At 65.8% G+C, this 14,229-nt stretch carries 13 protein-coding genes; 11 read left to right on the top strand and 2 right to left on the bottom strand.

The annotated features are described in order from the left end of the window. Positions 1 to 11: 11 nt before the first annotated feature. The 8 genes from ASG92_RS01940 to ASG92_RS01975 all read left to right on the top strand — a co-directional run bounded on the left by ASG92_RS01940 (position 12) and on the right by ASG92_RS01975 (position 8,326). Entirely contained in the window at positions 12 to 1,190 is a 1,179-nt protein-coding gene (locus ASG92_RS01940) for an acyl-CoA desaturase (protein WP_056623594.1), read from the top strand. Between the two features lie 104 nt (positions 1,191 to 1,294). Further along, positions 1,295 to 2,257, top strand: coding sequence for a carbohydrate kinase (locus ASG92_RS01945; protein ID WP_056623924.1), 963 nt, complete (start codon positions 1,295 to 1,297; stop codon positions 2,255 to 2,257). 9 nt (positions 2,258 to 2,266) lie between these two features. After that, positions 2,267 to 2,791 (top strand): YbhB/YbcL family Raf kinase inhibitor-like protein, encoded by a 525-nt coding sequence (locus tag ASG92_RS01950; RefSeq protein ID WP_056623597.1) that lies wholly within the window; start codon positions 2,267 to 2,269, stop codon positions 2,789 to 2,791. Between the two features lie 140 nt (positions 2,792 to 2,931). Then, a complete protein-coding gene (locus ASG92_RS01955) occupies positions 2,932 to 3,843 on the top strand; it encodes a LysR family transcriptional regulator (RefSeq protein ID WP_056623600.1) in 912 nt (303 codons plus the stop codon). Positions 3,844 to 3,960: 117 nt separating this feature from the next. Then, positions 3,961 to 5,058 (top strand): tartrate dehydrogenase, encoded by a 1,098-nt coding sequence (locus ASG92_RS01960; protein ID WP_056623603.1) that lies wholly within the window; start codon positions 3,961 to 3,963, stop codon positions 5,056 to 5,058. A gap of 170 nt (positions 5,059 to 5,228) precedes the next feature. Next, the gene (dctA, locus tag ASG92_RS01965) at positions 5,229 to 6,704 is read left to right on the top strand and encodes a C4-dicarboxylate transporter DctA (RefSeq protein ID WP_056623606.1); all 1,476 of its coding nucleotides are present in this window, start codon (positions 5,229 to 5,231) and stop codon (positions 6,702 to 6,704) included. A 1-nt stretch (position 6,705) separates the two neighbouring features. Next, positions 6,706 to 7,866, top strand: a complete 1,161-nt coding sequence (locus ASG92_RS01970) for a glycerate kinase (protein ID WP_056623608.1) — start codon at positions 6,706 to 6,708, stop codon at positions 7,864 to 7,866. A gap of 130 nt (positions 7,867 to 7,996) precedes the next feature. Further along, positions 7,997 to 8,326, top strand: a complete 330-nt coding sequence (locus ASG92_RS01975; protein WP_056623611.1) for a PepSY domain-containing protein — start codon at positions 7,997 to 7,999, stop codon at positions 8,324 to 8,326. Positions 8,327 to 8,459: 133 nt separating this feature from the next. On the opposite strand, the gene ASG92_RS28005 is transcribed toward ASG92_RS01975, so the two are convergent. Then, positions 8,460 to 8,882, bottom strand: a complete 423-nt coding sequence (locus tag ASG92_RS28005) for a hypothetical protein (protein ID WP_157372022.1) — start codon at positions 8,880 to 8,882, stop codon at positions 8,460 to 8,462. 295 nt (positions 8,883 to 9,177) lie between these two features. Between ASG92_RS28005 and ASG92_RS01980 the strand changes: the two genes are divergently transcribed. Next, positions 9,178 to 9,864: a response regulator transcription factor gene (locus ASG92_RS01980; protein ID WP_056623613.1), complete on the top strand. Its 687-nt coding sequence runs from the start codon at positions 9,178 to 9,180 to the stop codon at positions 9,862 to 9,864. A gap of 28 nt (positions 9,865 to 9,892) precedes the next feature. Here ASG92_RS01980 and ASG92_RS01985 read toward each other — a convergent pair whose 3' ends face one another. After that, on the bottom strand, positions 9,893 to 11,347 hold the full coding sequence (locus tag ASG92_RS01985; RefSeq protein WP_082579241.1) for an ATP-binding protein: 1,455 nt from the start codon (positions 11,345 to 11,347) through the stop codon (positions 9,893 to 9,895). Between the two features lie 292 nt (positions 11,348 to 11,639). On the opposite strand from ASG92_RS01985, the gene ASG92_RS01990 reads away from it, so the two are divergent. Both ASG92_RS01990 and ASG92_RS01995 read left to right on the top strand, forming a co-directional pair. Further along, the gene (locus ASG92_RS01990; RefSeq protein ID WP_157372024.1) at positions 11,640 to 13,088 is read left to right on the top strand and encodes a sugar porter family MFS transporter; all 1,449 of its coding nucleotides are present in this window, start codon (positions 11,640 to 11,642) and stop codon (positions 13,086 to 13,088) included. Positions 13,089 to 13,135: 47 nt separating this feature from the next. Further along, positions 13,136 to 14,194, top strand: a complete 1,059-nt coding sequence (locus ASG92_RS01995) for a LacI family DNA-binding transcriptional regulator (RefSeq protein ID WP_056623625.1) — start codon at positions 13,136 to 13,138, stop codon at positions 14,192 to 14,194. Positions 14,195 to 14,229: the final 35 nt, after the last annotated feature.

Consider the following 14,229-nt stretch of genomic DNA (forward strand, 5'->3'; position numbering starts at 1 on the left):
AGCAACACCGCATGACTGCAATATCTGACCGCACAGCCGCGAAATCAACGTCGATCAACGGGGAGGCGGCAAAACACCGCCCCGGTGCGCTGGCATCCTCCGGGAGCCCGCTGGTGCGTCCGCCCGCTGCTGCCCACCTTTCGGACGAACAGGTTGCCGAGATGGGCCGCGAACTGGACGCCATCCGCGACGACATCCTGGCCAAGCGCGGGGCGTCCGACGCCGCGTACATCCGGCGCGTCATCAAGATCCAGCGCGGCCTCGAGATTTCCGGCCGCGCCGCGCTGCTGATGGGCCGCAACAAGGGTGCCTGGGTCGCGGGCACCACGCTGCTGAGCCTCGCCAAGATCCTGGAAAACATGGAGATCGGGCACAACATCCTGCACGGCCAGTGGGACTGGATGCGGGACCCGGACATCCACTCCACCACCTGGGAATGGGACTTCGTCACCCCGGCACGTTCGTGGCAGCACACCCACAATGACCTGCACCACCGCTGGACCAACGTGGTGGGCAGGGACAACGACGTCGGATACAACCTCCTGCGCATGGACGCCGATCAGCCGTGGAAGCCCCACAACCTGGGCAACCCGCTGTACAACGCCATCCTGGCCCCCATCTTCGAGTGGGGGATCGCCATCTACGACCTCGAGCTGGCGGACTACCAGGAGGGAAAGAAGTCCAAGGAGGCCATGAAGCGTGACCTCAAGGCCCTGGGCATCAAGGCCATCAAGCAGTTCACCAAGGACTACGCCGCCACCCCGGCCGTTGCCATGCTGACCGGCTCGGGCAAGCAGGCGCTCTACGGGACGCTGACCGCCAACGCCGTCCGCAACGTCTGGGCCCATGCGGTGATTTTCTGCGGCCACTTCCCCGAAGGGGCGGACACGTTCACCGAGGAAATGGTGGAAGGCGAGACCCGCGGCGACTGGTACGTCCGGCAGATGATCGGATCCGCCAACATCTCCGGCTCCAAGTTCATGCACCTCATGACCGGAAACCTGTCCCACCAGATCGAGCACCACCTCTTCCCCGACCTGCCGTCCAACCGGTACGCCGAGGTTGCCCCGAAGGTGCAGGAAATCTGCAAGCGCTACGGCCTGCCGTACACCACCGGGCCGCTGCTCAAGCAGGTCGGATCGTCCTGGGCCAAGGTCTTCAAGCTCGCGCTGCCGGGAAAGAAGTCCTAACGAAGTACCGCAGCGGGCGTGTGCAGCGGGCCGGACGGTCCGCTGCACTGTTGCCTGCCCGGATCAACTGAGCGCCGGGCCGCGTTCTCTGGCAGAGTATGTCCATGCTCACAGTTATTGGCGAGGGCCTCGTTGACGTGGTCCAGCGCAGCTCCGGAATCGAAGCCCACGTCGGCGGAAGCCCGCTCAATGTCGCGGTGGGCCTCGCGCGCCTCGGCCACCCCGTGCAGTTCATCGGCCGCTACGGCCGTGACGCCTACGGCGAGTCGGTGGCCGCCCACCTGAAGGCCAGTTCGGTCATGCTCCCGCAGGCACCGGACGGCCTGCCCACCAGCGTGGCCACCGCACTGGTGGACGACGACGGCGCCGCCACCTACACGTTCGACCTCGCCTGGGAGCTTCCCGGACTCGCGGAACGGCTGCCGTTCATGCTGCAGGGCACCACCCTGCTGCACACCGGCTCCATTGCCACGATGCTGGCGCCGGGCGCCGCGGACGTCCTGGCCGCCGTCGAACATTCCCACCCCTCGGCCACCATCAGCTTTGACCCCAACTGCCGCCCCAGCATCATCACGGATGCGGACTATGCCCGGCGGCAGGTGGAGAAGTTCGTGACCCTTTCGGACATCGTCAAGGCCTCCGACGAGGACCTGGCCTGGCTGTACCCGGGCGTGGACGTGCTGGACTCGGCGCGGCGCTGGCTGTCGCTGGGCGGCGCGGAAGGCCCGGCCATGGTGGTGGTGACGCGCGGAGCATCAGGACCGTGGGGCATCACGGCCGCAGGGGAAGCCGAATTCGCCGTGCCCCGCGTGGACGTGGCGGACACCGTGGGCGCGGGTGACTCCTTCATGGCCGCGCTGCTGTCCGGCGTGGTGGACCGCGGCCTGGCCGGTGCCCAGAACCGGGCCGACCTCCGCGCCCTGCCGGCCAAAGACCTCGCCGCGCTCCTGGCACACGCCTCCCGCGCCGCCGCCGTCACGGTGTCCCGGCCCGGAGCCAATCCGCCCACGCGGGCCGAACTCAACCGCGTGGAAGCAGCAGCAGAGGAAGCAGAAGCCACCATCTGAAAGGCAGCCATGACATCCGCCAGTCCCTTTCCCAACCTCCCGGACGTACCGTCGTTCGAACTCACCAGCAGGTCCTTCCAGGACGGTGAGACCCTGCATCCCGCACAGCGCAGCGGCAGGCTGCATGCCGGCGGGGCGGACGAATCCCCGCAGCTGAGCTGGAGCGGCGCGCCGGCGGGAACCGGAAGCTTCGCCGTCACGGTCTTTGATCCCGACGCCCCTGGCGCCGGCGGTTTCTGGCACTGGGCCGTGCTCAATATCCCGGTCGACGTCACGTCGCTGGCAGAGGGAGCCGGAGCCGAGGCCGGCGCGCAGCTCCCGCCCAGCGCCGTTCAGCTGAAGAACGACGCCGGCTTCCGGGGCTATCTGGGCGCCGCGCCGCCGCCCGGACACGGCCGGCACCGGTACGTCGTTACCGTCTATGCGCTGGACGTCGAAGAACTGAAGGCCGGGAAGAGGCCTGCGGGGCTGGAAGACCAGCTGGCCAAGCACCTGCTGGGCAAGGCAACGCTGACGGGAATCTACAGCCGCTGATTGACGCTGATCGAGCTTGTCGAGATCGAGGTGGTTCCGGCAGGCTCAACCAGCGCGCGGGTATCCGATAGGCGTAGGCTATCTATGCTTTCTCGCTGCGCGTCGGAAGCCCTGGGATCGGAAGCGGTGAAGAAGCTGGCATGGACACGCGGAAGCTGAAGTATTTCCTTGCCGTGGTTGACCATGGCGGCTTCAACCGTGCCGCAGAACATCTGCTCATCGCCCAGCCCTCCCTGTCCCAGACCATCGCCGGCCTGGAGAACGAGCTCGGCGTGCCGCTCTTCCACCGCATTGGCCGCCGTGCGGTGCTCAGCGAAGCCGGCAAGGAACTCGTCGGACCCGCGCGGCTCGTGATGCGCGATCTCGACGCGGCGCAGTCGGCGGTCCAGGCTCTACGGGGCGTCCGCAGCGGCCGGCTGGACATCATCACCATGCCGTCGCCGGGTATTGAGCCGTTGACCTCGATGATCGCCGGCTTCATCCGGGCCCACCCGTCGGTCCGTCTCAATGTCAGCGCCGCGTTCACCCCGGAAGAGGTGATCGAATCCGTCCGTAGCGGAAGCACCGAGATTGGCCTGGCCGGCTCCTCCAGTGCCATCAAGGTTCCCGGCGTCCAGGTGCTCGACCTCGAGCGCCAGCCGCTGATCCTCATCGTCAATCCCCACGCGGACACCTTCGGTCCAGGGGAGGCAATCCAGCGTGAGGACCTTGGCGGGCACCGGCTGATCGCCAGCCAGCGCGGCTCGCTGATGCGCTGGCTCGTGGATGACGCCCTGGCCCACGGCGTCAACACCGAAATCGTCGTCGAGGTGGCGCACCGGACGTCGATCCTGCCCCTGGTGCTCGCGGGTGTGGGCCACGCGGTGATGCCGTCGTCCTGGGCCCCGACTGCCCACAAGGCGGGGCTGCGCACGCTGCTGATTGAACCGGTATCGCACCTGGAGGTGGCCATCCTGAGCCGGAAGGAAGACCTGACGCCGGCGGCGCGGGCGTTCCTGGCAGTCGCGGAGCTGCATGCCGTCCAGAAGGTCCAGGACGCCGCGAACCAATAGGCTGAACCTATCTACCGTATCGAATCTTGGTCTTGGACGCCGTTCGAGGTCATGGCCTCTACTTGAAGAGGAAGGGCAGTGTGACGCTGCTAACAGACTCAACGAGGAGGTAGGCACATGAGCGCCACCCAGAAATTCAGCATCGCTTCAATCCCCGCAGACGGGGTCGGCAAAGAGGTCGTTTCCGCAGGCCGCCGCGTCCTGGACGCCCTGGCCGAGAATTCCGGCGGCAAGTTCTCCTTCGAGTGGACCGAGTTCCCCTGGGGCTGCGGCTACTTCGAAAAGACCGGCCAGATGATGGACCCCAACGGCCTAGAGACCCTCAAGGACTTCGACGCCATCTACTTCGGCGCCGTCGGCTGGGAAAACGTCCCGGACCACATCAGCCTCTGGGGCCTGCGCCTGAACATCACCCAGAACTTTGACCAGTGGGCCAACATCCGCCCGGTGAAGTTCCTCCCCGGCATCCAGTCGCCCCTCCGCAAGGCCGACAACACCGAGCTCGACTGGGTGGTTGTCCGCGAAAACAGCGAAGGCGAATACGCCGGCCTCGGCGGACGGAACCTCAGCGGCCGCGGCCCGGGCAACGAGGTCGCCCTGCAGACCGCACTGTTCACGGAAAAGGGCTGCGAACGCATCATGCGCTTCGCCTTCGACCTGGCCCGGACCCGCACGGTCAAGAAGGTCTCCTCCGTGACCAAGTCCAACGCCCAGCAGTACGGCATGGTCCTCTGGGACGAAACCTTCCAGCGGGTGGCCCTGGACTACCCGGACGTGGCGACCGAAAGCGTACTGGTCGACGCGATGAGCGCGAAGTTCATCCTCAAGCCGGAGGACCTCTCCGTCGTCGTGGCCTCGAACCTGAACGCCGACATCCTCTCGGACCTTGGCTCGGCCCTGGCCGGAAGCCTGGGCCTGGCGGCCAGCGCGAACCTGAACCCGGAGCGCCGCTTCCCGTCCATGTTCGAACCGGTCCACGGCTCCGCCCCCGACATCGCGGGCCAGGGCATCAGCAACCCGATCGGTGCGATCGCCAGCGCCGCCCTGATGCTGGACCACTTCGGCCTGCACGAGGAAGCCCGCCGTGTCGAGGCCGCCATCGAGCAGACCACCGGCGCCGGCCACCTGACCCGCGACGTCGGCGGCGACTCCACCACGGACGACGTCACCGACGCCATCATCAAGGCCCTCACGCTGAGCCTGGCCGCCGTCTAAACAGAACGCCCGCTTTCTGAAACGTCCGACGGCGGCTGGCCCGCCGCCGTCGGACGCTTCCGCGGAAGTCCCTCCCCAACACTCGCAAGCTCGCGTCGGGGCCCTCGGGACGCCGCTTACCGAACCCTTCAAGCTTCACTCCAGCGAAATTCCACAACGAGGTAGGAATCATGGATCACATCACCACCGCCGGCACGGCAGCGCCGGCCCCCAAGACACGTTGGTACCGCCAGCTGTACTTCTGGGTACTGACCGCCATCCTCTTCGGCATCCTCCTGGGCTGGCTCGCGCCGTCCGCGGGCATCGCCATGGAACCCATCGGCACCACCTTCGTCAACTCGATGAAGATGCTCATCGGCCCGATCGTGTTCCTGACCATCGTCGGCGGCATCGCCAGCGTCGCGGACCTGAAAAAGGTCGGCATGACCGGCCTGAAGGCGCTGACGTACTTCCAGGTCGGCACCATCTTCGCCATGATCTTCGGCCTGGTCGCCATCAACATCTTCCGGCTCGGCGAAGGCGTCAACGCCGATGCGAGCACCATCAAGACCTCCGAGTCCGCCGCGAAGCTCATCGACGCCGGCCAGCACCAGGAATGGTGGCAGTTCCTCACCCACATCATTCCCAACAGCATCGTCGGTCCCTTCGTTGAGGGCGACATCCTGCAGATCATCTTCATCGCCGTGGTCTTCGGCATCGCCCTGAACGCGATGGGCAAGGTCGGCGCCCCAGTCCTGGACGGCGTGCAGCGCCTCACCGGGGTCATGTTCAAGATCCTGAGTTTCATCATGAAGGCCGCGCCCCTTGGTGCCTTTGGCGCGATGGCCTTCGCCGTCGGCAAGTACGGCGTCGCCTCCCTCACCAGCATGGGCGGGCTGATTGCCCTCTTCTACGTCACGTCGATCCTGTTCGTCGTCGTGGTCCTCGGCGCCGTCATGGCGTTCCTGAAGCTGAACATCTTCACGATGATCCGGCACCTCAAAGAGGAATACATGCTCATCCTGGGCACCTCGACTGCCGAACCGGCCCTGCCGGGCCTGATGCGCAAGCTCGAGCACGCCGGCGTGAAGAAGGAAACCGTCGGACTCGTCGTCCCCACCGGCTACAGCTTCAACCTCGACGGCGCCGCCATCTACCTGTCCCTCGCCGCCCTGTACATCGCCCAGGCCACCAACACGGACCTGACCATCGGCCAGCAGCTGGGCCTGCTCGCAGTCATGCTGCTCACCTCCAAGGGCGCGGCAGGCGTCGCCGGCGGCGGCTTCATCGCCCTGACGGCCACGCTGACCACCATCGGCACCATCCCGGCCGCCGGCATCATGCTCATCTTCGGCATCGACAAGTTCATGTCCGAGTGCCGGGCCCTGGTGAACTTCACGGGCAACGCCGTCGCCACGCTGTTCATCGCCTGGTGGGACCGGACCCTGGACGCGGACCGCGCCCGCCGCGTCTTCGCCGGCGAAACCGTTGAGCCGATGCCCAGTGAGGACCCGATCCACCTCGACGAAGTCACGGACATCGACGACGACCTGGCTGAGTACGGCCACCACGCCCCCAAGGAAATCCACGCAAAGAACGATGGCAACGCCGATGATGCCGGGAGGCACTCCCAGGGCCGCACTCCTGCCTACTCGGAAACCGTCTGACATGCACAACACAACCGCCCCGAAAACCGTACGGACCCTCATCGCACCCGACAAGTTCAAAGGCAGCCTCACCGCCGGCGAGGTAGCGGCCGCCCTGGCCGCGGGGCTCCGCTCCGCAACCGGTTCGACCGGCAGAGCCGGAGCGGTCCATTGCGAAGTGCTTCCCCTGGCGGACGGAGGTGACGGCAGCGTCGATGCCGCCGTCGCCTCCGGCTTCACCCGGCGAAGCTACACGGTCGCCGGCCCCACGGGCCAGCACGTCCAGGCCGACATCGCGTTCGACGGCGACACCGCCGTCGTCGAGGTCGCCAACACCTGCGGCCTCGGGCTCCTGCCGGAGGGAAAGCTGGAGCCGCTGAGCGCATCCAGCCGCGGCTTCGGCGAAGCCGTCCTGTTCGCCCTCAGCCTGAAGCCGGCCAGGATCGTCATGGCCCTGGGCGGCAGCGCCAGCACCGACGGCGGCATGGGAATGCTCACCGCCCTGGGCTACAGCTTCCGCGACGCCGACGGCCGGCAGCTCTACGGCAGCGGCAGGGCGCTGGGCCAGATCCACTCCATCCACCGGACCGACCTCCCCGAGCTGGCGGACACGGAACTTGTCGTTGCCAGCGACGTCCACAACCCGCTCCTCGGCGTCCAAGGGGCGCCGGCGGTCTTCGGACCGCAAAAGGGCGCCGGGCCGGAGGATATCGCGGCCCTCGACCAGGGTCTCGAGCACCTTGTTGCCAAGATGACGGAGGCAGGGTTCGCCGGCGCCGCGGTGTTGGCAGGGCACGACGGCGCCGGAAGCGCCGGCGGAATCGGCTACGCCTGCCTGCTCCTCGGCGCCGAGCAGGTCTCCGGCGCGGACTACTTCCTGGACCTGCTGGGCTTCAACGCCCGCAAGGACAGCTGCGACGTCGTCATCACCGGCGAAGGCAGTATCGACGAACAGACGCTATCCGGCAAGCTGCCGGCCGCCGTCGCCCGCCGGTCGGGCACCCGCCCGATCATCGCCGTCGCCGGCCGCTCCCTGCTGCCCCCGGAGCGGTGGCCGGAAATGGCATTGACCCGGGTGTACACCCTGACCGAATACACCGACCAGGACTCGTCCAAGGATCCCGAACTTTCCGCCGCCCTGCTCCGGCGGATCGGAAAAGACATCGGAACAAGCCTCCTGTAGCGGAAAGCCACCTGCCACAGGAACCAGATTCGCCCGCCCGGGGGTAGCCCGGGCGGGCGTTTCCTGTGGGGCGTTGTCCCGGTCCAATTTCGGTAGGACACTGGGAAAAACGATGTGAAAGGAGACCGTTGTGCGCAAGAGAACAGCATGGATCATCGGAGCAGCAGTGGCTGCGGCAGCCCTGGGAGGCGCAACGGTTGCGGTGGCAGCCGGAAACCTGGTTGTTGACGACTTGACCTCGAACGGAGGTTCCCAGAGCACCCTGAGCCAGGCCGATCGCGACAAAGCAGTCGAGGCCGCGCTTGCCAAGGTGGGACCGGGCACGGTGACCGACGTTGAGGGTGGCGGGGACCCGGGCTCTGCCTACGAAGTTGAGATCCGGCTGAACAGCGGCTCGGAAGTCGAAGTGAACCTCGGCCCGGACTTCCAGGTCCTGAATCAGGGCGCCGAGGACGACTGACCGCCCCGCGCTGATCGAGCGGGCCCGCTGATCGAGCCTGTCGAGATCGAGCAAACCCTGCTGATCGAGCCAACCCCGCTGATCGAGCCTGTCGAGATCGAGGTTCGACAGGCTCAACCACCGGGGCACCGCGTCACGCCGACCGGCGCCCTTTGGGGGTCTTCCAGTCCGGCAGGACGCTTAGGCCGTCATCGAGGATGCGGGTAAGGGAGCCCGCCTCAGCGTCGCGGCGTCGGCGGCGCAGCCATGCTGCGAGGTTGCGTTCTGCGGCTTCTGACGAGTTATTTGCGGGGTATCGGCCTGTTTGCCGCACCATTCCGACGAGCTCGTTCATACGTTGGACGCTTCGTCGGGTTGCCCTGGCGGGGTCACCGTTGGCGGCGGCAAAGTGCTCCTCACGAAGCGCCGGATCGGCGGTCCTTGCGGCAGTCAGGTGGTAACCCACGGTTGATATGGGCGCCCCCGTCTGCGCTGAGATTTGTCCGCGGCTGAGGCCGCGTCGATACATTAGTACCCACTCCGGGTTGGGAACCAGGTCCCATCGTATGTTTGCCACTGACTTTCACTTCCTCCATTGGTTCTTCTCGCTGGTTCGGGAGTGCGAAAAGGGTCAGGGTGGCTTGACCGTGCCCAGATTTGGGACCCACCACCAGGACCTCAGCGCGGGGTAGGTTAAGGCCGCGGGTCCTGCAGTGGCGTACATGGGTGGCATTCTTTCCTGTAGTGCGTTACGAAAGTCTTATGGACAGGATCGTGCACCGGTCATGAGAGCAAGCTGAGAAAGCCCGTGCCGTGGGGACAGGCAAGCTCCCTGTCAGGGATACTTCGAGGATGAGTGGGCGGGGGCGGGCGTGAGAATTCTCATTGTTGAGGACGAAAAGCAGTTGGCCGATACAGTCCGCCGCGGGCTGTCCAACGAGGGATTCGTGGTGGACGTCGTCCATGACGGGGTCAGCGGGGTCTGGGCTGCGACGGAGAAGCCCTACGATGTGATCCTGCTCGATCTGATGCTGCCGCTGAAGAATGGCTACGACGTGCTGAAAGAAATCCGGGGCCGCAAAATCTGGACGCCCGTTCTGATGCTGACGGCCAAGGACGGCGAGTATGACCAGGCGGACGCTTTCGACCTCGGAGCCGATGACTACTTGACCAAGCCGTTCAGCTTCGTCGTCCTGGTTGCCAGGATAAGGGCGCTGATGCGCCGCGGAGCGCCGGAGCGGCCCGTTGTCCTGGAGCTGGGATCCCTGAGCCTTGACACGGCAAGCCGCCAAGTGCGCCGCGGGGAGGCAGCGATTGCACTGACCGCCAAGGAGTACGCGCTGCTGCATTTCCTGATGCGGCGGCCTGGCCAGGTGGTTTCAAAGGGCGAGATTCTGGACAACGTGTGGGATGCGGCCTTTGAAGGAGGAGAGAACGTCGTCGAGGTCTACATTGGGTACCTCCGCCGGAAAATCGATGTCCCGTTCGATGTGCAGACCCTGATGACGGTGCGGGGCATGGGATACCTGCTCACCGCCGACAGGACCCCGGTGGCATAGCGCTACGCGAGTATGGACCTGGCTGGCGTTAGCGCGGGATTTTCTTGCCGGAGACCTTCTTGCCGGTGGGAGTTTCGCCGGCGGACGCGGCGTGGGGGAAGACCATTTCAAAGCGGCACCCGCCGCCTGGCCCTTCTGTTGCCCTGATCGACCCGTCATGGGCCGCCATGACGGCGGCCGCGATGGCAAGACCCAGGCCGCTGCCGCCTCGTTCACGGGACCGGCTTTCATCAAGCCGGACAAACCTCTCAAAGATCCGCTCCCGGTCTGCGGCCGGCACAGGCGGCCCGTCATTGTCGATGGTTATGGTGGCTTGGGCCTCGGCGTTGTGAACCTCGATGGAAACCACGGACTTGGCATACCGGTCGGCATTATCGAAGACATTCCTGACCACCTGGGCGAGCCTGCGCGCATCGCCGGTAATCCGTGCCGGTTCAAGATGTGCCACGATCCGATGCCGGCTCGTGGAGCGCAGCCGAACGATCTCGTCGTTCAGGACGTCGTCGAGATCGACGTCGGTCTTCTCCAGGCGCAGCCCTCCGTCATTGGCCTTGGCCAGTGTGAGCAGATTTTCAACGAGATACCGCATCCGGGCTGTTTCGCCGGCAAGGACCGACTTCACCTCGTCCCACGTTCGTCCGGAGGGATCGGCGGCGGCGATTTCCACCCCGGCGCTGAGGGTGGCCAGGGGGCTGCGCAGTTCATGGCTGGCGTCCGAGACGAAGCGCCGCTGTTCCAGATCGGCAGCCTCAAGCCGTTCCAGCATTGAGTTCATTGTCTGCGCCAGAGCCTGGATCTCATCGGCGGTAGGCGGGACTTCCACCCGTCCGTCCAGGCGGCGGGCGCTGATCATGGCAACCTGGCCCCGGATTCTCTCGACTTGGCGCAGGGACCGGCCCACCAGCATCCAGACGGCGATCCCTACGAGCGTCAACAACAGCGGCGTGGCGCCGAGCACGAACCACGACACCGTGGCGACGGTGTTGGCCTCGACCTGGGTCGTGACTGCCACCACCACCGTATAAAGGACGCCCTTGTCACGGACTCCGGTCGCCACAACCAGGAACTCGTCGTCGTTACCGAGGCTGGGCAGCTCGGGCACGCTCTGGATCAGAGTTTGCCCCGCGTCCGGACGCAAACCGGTCAGCGGAGCCGCTGCCGCGCCAGGTACCGAGGAGGCGACGACCGACCCCTGCGGATCCAGGAGCTGGACATACTGCCCGGCCTCGCCGGCAGACTCGATGAAATGGCGCCCCCCAGCAAGGCCCTGGTCGGCGACTTGGGCAGCGACCTCCGTGGCCTCGCCCCGGGCAGCGAACTCCGCAGTGGCGACGAGCGACTTCTGCAGCAGCACCAGCAGCGTCAGGCCGCCAATGAGAAGCGCCACAGCCACGACGACGACGGCAGTGGCCGTGGCGCGCTTTCGCACACCCCAGAGAGTCCGGGGCAGGCCACGACCGGCAAGCTTCCGGACAGCATCCATGCTCCAAGGATGCGGCCGCCACCGGCCATAAACAAACACCGGGTCCGGCTTTCTCAGCCTCTCCACAACAACTCTCAGCATTCGCTCAGTTGTGGCAACGGTCTTGAACAAATCCGGGCGGCAAAGGCTCGAGACAAGACGCCCGCTTTTTCGACTTTGAGCTTATGTCAGAACAAACTATTGACCCAGCCGTTAGAGCGCTCTAATCTGGATGGAAGTGAACTGCACCACTCGTAGCATTCCCCGCCCGAAGGCCGTGGCAGTTCGGCCGAACGATCCAAGGATGTCAACAATGTCGTTGCACGCAGCACACCGGCCCGCATCGGGCTCCAAACATGGCGGATATCTCACCCGTCTGACCATCATCTCCACCCTCGGCGGACTCCTGTTCGGCTACGACACCGGGGTCATCTCCGGTGCCCTGCTTTACATGCAGGACTCGTTGAACATGAACGCAGTCGAGCAGGCGACAGTGGTCAGCGCCTTGCTGTTCCCCGGCGCCGCCGTGGGCGCACTGACCGGAGGCCGGCTCGCAGATGCGCTCGGCCGCCGCGGCACCCTCCTGGTCTGCGCGCTGCTGTTCCTCCTCGGCGCCCTGGGCTGTGCCATTGCCCCCAATGTCGCCTTCATGGTGGCCGCCCGCGTGGTCCTCGGTCTCGGCGTGGGCGCCGCAGCCGTAACCTGCCCCCTGTATCTGGCGGAAATGGCGCCGGCCAATCTGCGGGGCCGCATGGTCACGATCAACGAGCTGATGATCGTCACCGGCCAAATGCTCGCTTTTGCCATCAACGCGCTTCTCGACACCCTCATCCACGACACATCCGTGTGGCGCCTCATGCTCGGCGTGGCTTCGATCCCCGCGATTGCGCTCCTGATCGGCATGCTGATGCTGCCGGAATCGCCGCGCTGGTTCGCGCTCCGGGACCGGTTTGCGGACAGCCGGCGCATCCTGGACCTGAGCCGGGACCCGGAAGAAGCTGACCTTGAATACAAGGAGATCGTCGAGTCGGCCACGACGGCCCGCAAGGAACGCTCACATGCCTGGCGCGACCTGAAGAACAACCCGTGGATGCGCAGGCTTCTCTGGATAGGCATCGGACTCGCAGTCGTCCAGCAGGCCACCGGCATCAACACCGTGAACTACTACGCGCCCAGCATCCTTGAACGCAGCGGGCTCGGTGTAAGCGCGTCACTGGTGGCAACCATCGCAGTGGGCGTGACCTCGGTGGTCATGACCATCGTGGGCATCTGGCTGCTCGGCTTCATCGGGCGCCGCCGAATGCTCATCATCGGGTTCTCCGGCGTTGTCGGTTCCCAGGCGCTTCTCGCCGTCGTGTTCATGCTCCCGCAGTCGAACGCCGTCAGTTACACGATCCTGGCCGCCATGATGCTCTTCGTCGCCTTCGTGCAGTGCTTCATCGGAACCTGCGTCTGGCTGCTCCTTTCGGAGATCTTCCCGATGGCCATCCGAGGATTCGCCATGGGTATCGCGGTCTTTGCCCTGTGGACCGTAAACGCGGCAATCTCCTTCCTGTTCCCGATCCTCGTGGTCGCCTTGGGGTCGACGGGAACCTTTGCCGTGTTCGTGCTGGTGAATGTTCTGTCCCTGGTCTTCGTGGCCAAGTTCGTGCCGGAGACAAAGGGGCAGTCCCTGGAAGAACTGGAGGTGCATTTCCGCACCGGCGCTTTGCCCATCATCGTTTCCGCGACGGCGGCCGGCGAGGCTGCGTCCACCCGTTGACGTTACGCTGGCCGGAAGGAGGCGGCCAATTGTCGGGGAGTGAAGTCATGCAACGGGGAACAGGCAAGCGTGCCACGATTGAAGATGTGGCGCAGGAAGCCGGCGTCTCGCGCGCACTGGTTTCCCTGGTACTGCGGGGGTCGCCCAAGGTCAGCGAGCAAAAGCGAGAGGCCGTTGCCAAGGCAATGGCCGCCCTCGATTACAGGCCGAGCAACGCCGCGCGCTCGCTGGCCAGCGGGCGCACGGGCGTTGTTGGCGTCCTGCTCGATGACCTGGCGAATCCTTGGTTCGTGGAGTTGCTCGACGGCCTCAGGAGCGTGTTCCTGGACAAGGACCTGCGGATGGTTCTCGGCGACCCCCGCTATCTCGCCCGCCCGGGGGAAAGCCCGGTGTCCCCGTTTATGGATCTGCGCGTCGACGGGCTCGTCATCGCGGGCGACATCCCGCCCGACGACGACCTCACGCGGGCATCCACGCACACGCCGACGGTCGTGGCAGGCATCCGCGGATTCGACCTGCCTGCAGCAGATCTGGTCGCCAACGACGACGTCGCCGGCGCACGCATCGCCGTCGAACACCTGATTGACCTCGGCCACCGCGACATCGCCCACCTTGGCGCACCCACCAGATCCGGTGCCCTGCGGGCCGGCTCATATCGGGACACCATGTCCCGCAACGGCCTCCAGGACTACGTCCGGGTGGAGCAAACGGACATGACTGAAAAGTCCGGCTTTGAGGCAATGGGCCGTCTCATCGACGGCGGACGGCCGCCCACGGCGGTCTTTGCCGCCAACGACATCGTCGCCGTCGGAGCGCTCTCCGCCGCCGCCGAGCGCTCCGTCAGCGTTCCTGCGCAGCTCTCACTCGTCGGATACGACAACACCTATCTCGGGCAGATCCGGCACCTTTCGCTGACAACCGTGGACCCCGTCAGCCGTGACGTGGGCATACGTGCCGCAGAGCTGCTCCTCCAACGCATGGCCGAACCCCTCTCGCCCCAACGCTCCGAAGTGCTGCCCCCTCGGCTCGTCGTTCGCGGCAGCACGGCTGCCGTCACCCGAGATTCAGGGCGATCTGCGGAACCCGGGAATAGGTCCGCGCAATAATTAATAGACCGGCAATTAATAGACCGGCACGGGTT

It is taken from the genome of Arthrobacter sp. Soil736 (assembly GCF_001428005.1).
Lineage (GTDB): Bacteria > Actinomycetota > Actinomycetes > Actinomycetales > Micrococcaceae > Arthrobacter.

What these genes read in the sequence shown, in the direction of transcription:
- ASG92_RS01940 (WP_056623594.1), top strand. Translation starts at nt 12, where the DNA reads ATGACTGCAATATCTGACCGCACAGCCGCGAAATCAACGTCGATCAAC.
- ASG92_RS01945 (WP_056623924.1), top strand. Translation starts at nt 1,295, where the DNA reads ATGCTCACAGTTATTGGCGAGGGCCTCGTTGACGTGGTCCAGCGCAGC.
- ASG92_RS01950 (WP_056623597.1), top strand. Translation starts at nt 2,267, where the DNA reads ATGACATCCGCCAGTCCCTTTCCCAACCTCCCGGACGTACCGTCGTTC.
- ASG92_RS01955 (WP_056623600.1), top strand. Translation starts at nt 2,932, where the DNA reads ATGGACACGCGGAAGCTGAAGTATTTCCTTGCCGTGGTTGACCATGGC.
- ASG92_RS01960 (WP_056623603.1), top strand. Translation starts at nt 3,961, where the DNA reads ATGAGCGCCACCCAGAAATTCAGCATCGCTTCAATCCCCGCAGACGGG.
- dctA (WP_056623606.1), top strand. Translation starts at nt 5,229, where the DNA reads ATGGATCACATCACCACCGCCGGCACGGCAGCGCCGGCCCCCAAGACA.
- ASG92_RS01970 (WP_056623608.1), top strand. Translation starts at nt 6,706, where the DNA reads ATGCACAACACAACCGCCCCGAAAACCGTACGGACCCTCATCGCACCC.
- ASG92_RS01985 (WP_082579241.1), bottom strand. Translation starts at nt 11,347, where the DNA reads ATGGATGCTGTCCGGAAGCTTGCCGGTCGTGGCCTGCCCCGGACTCTC.
- ASG92_RS01990 (WP_157372024.1), top strand. Translation starts at nt 11,640, where the DNA reads ATGTCGTTGCACGCAGCACACCGGCCCGCATCGGGCTCCAAACATGGC.
- ASG92_RS01995 (WP_056623625.1), top strand. Translation starts at nt 13,136, where the DNA reads ATGCAACGGGGAACAGGCAAGCGTGCCACGATTGAAGATGTGGCGCAG.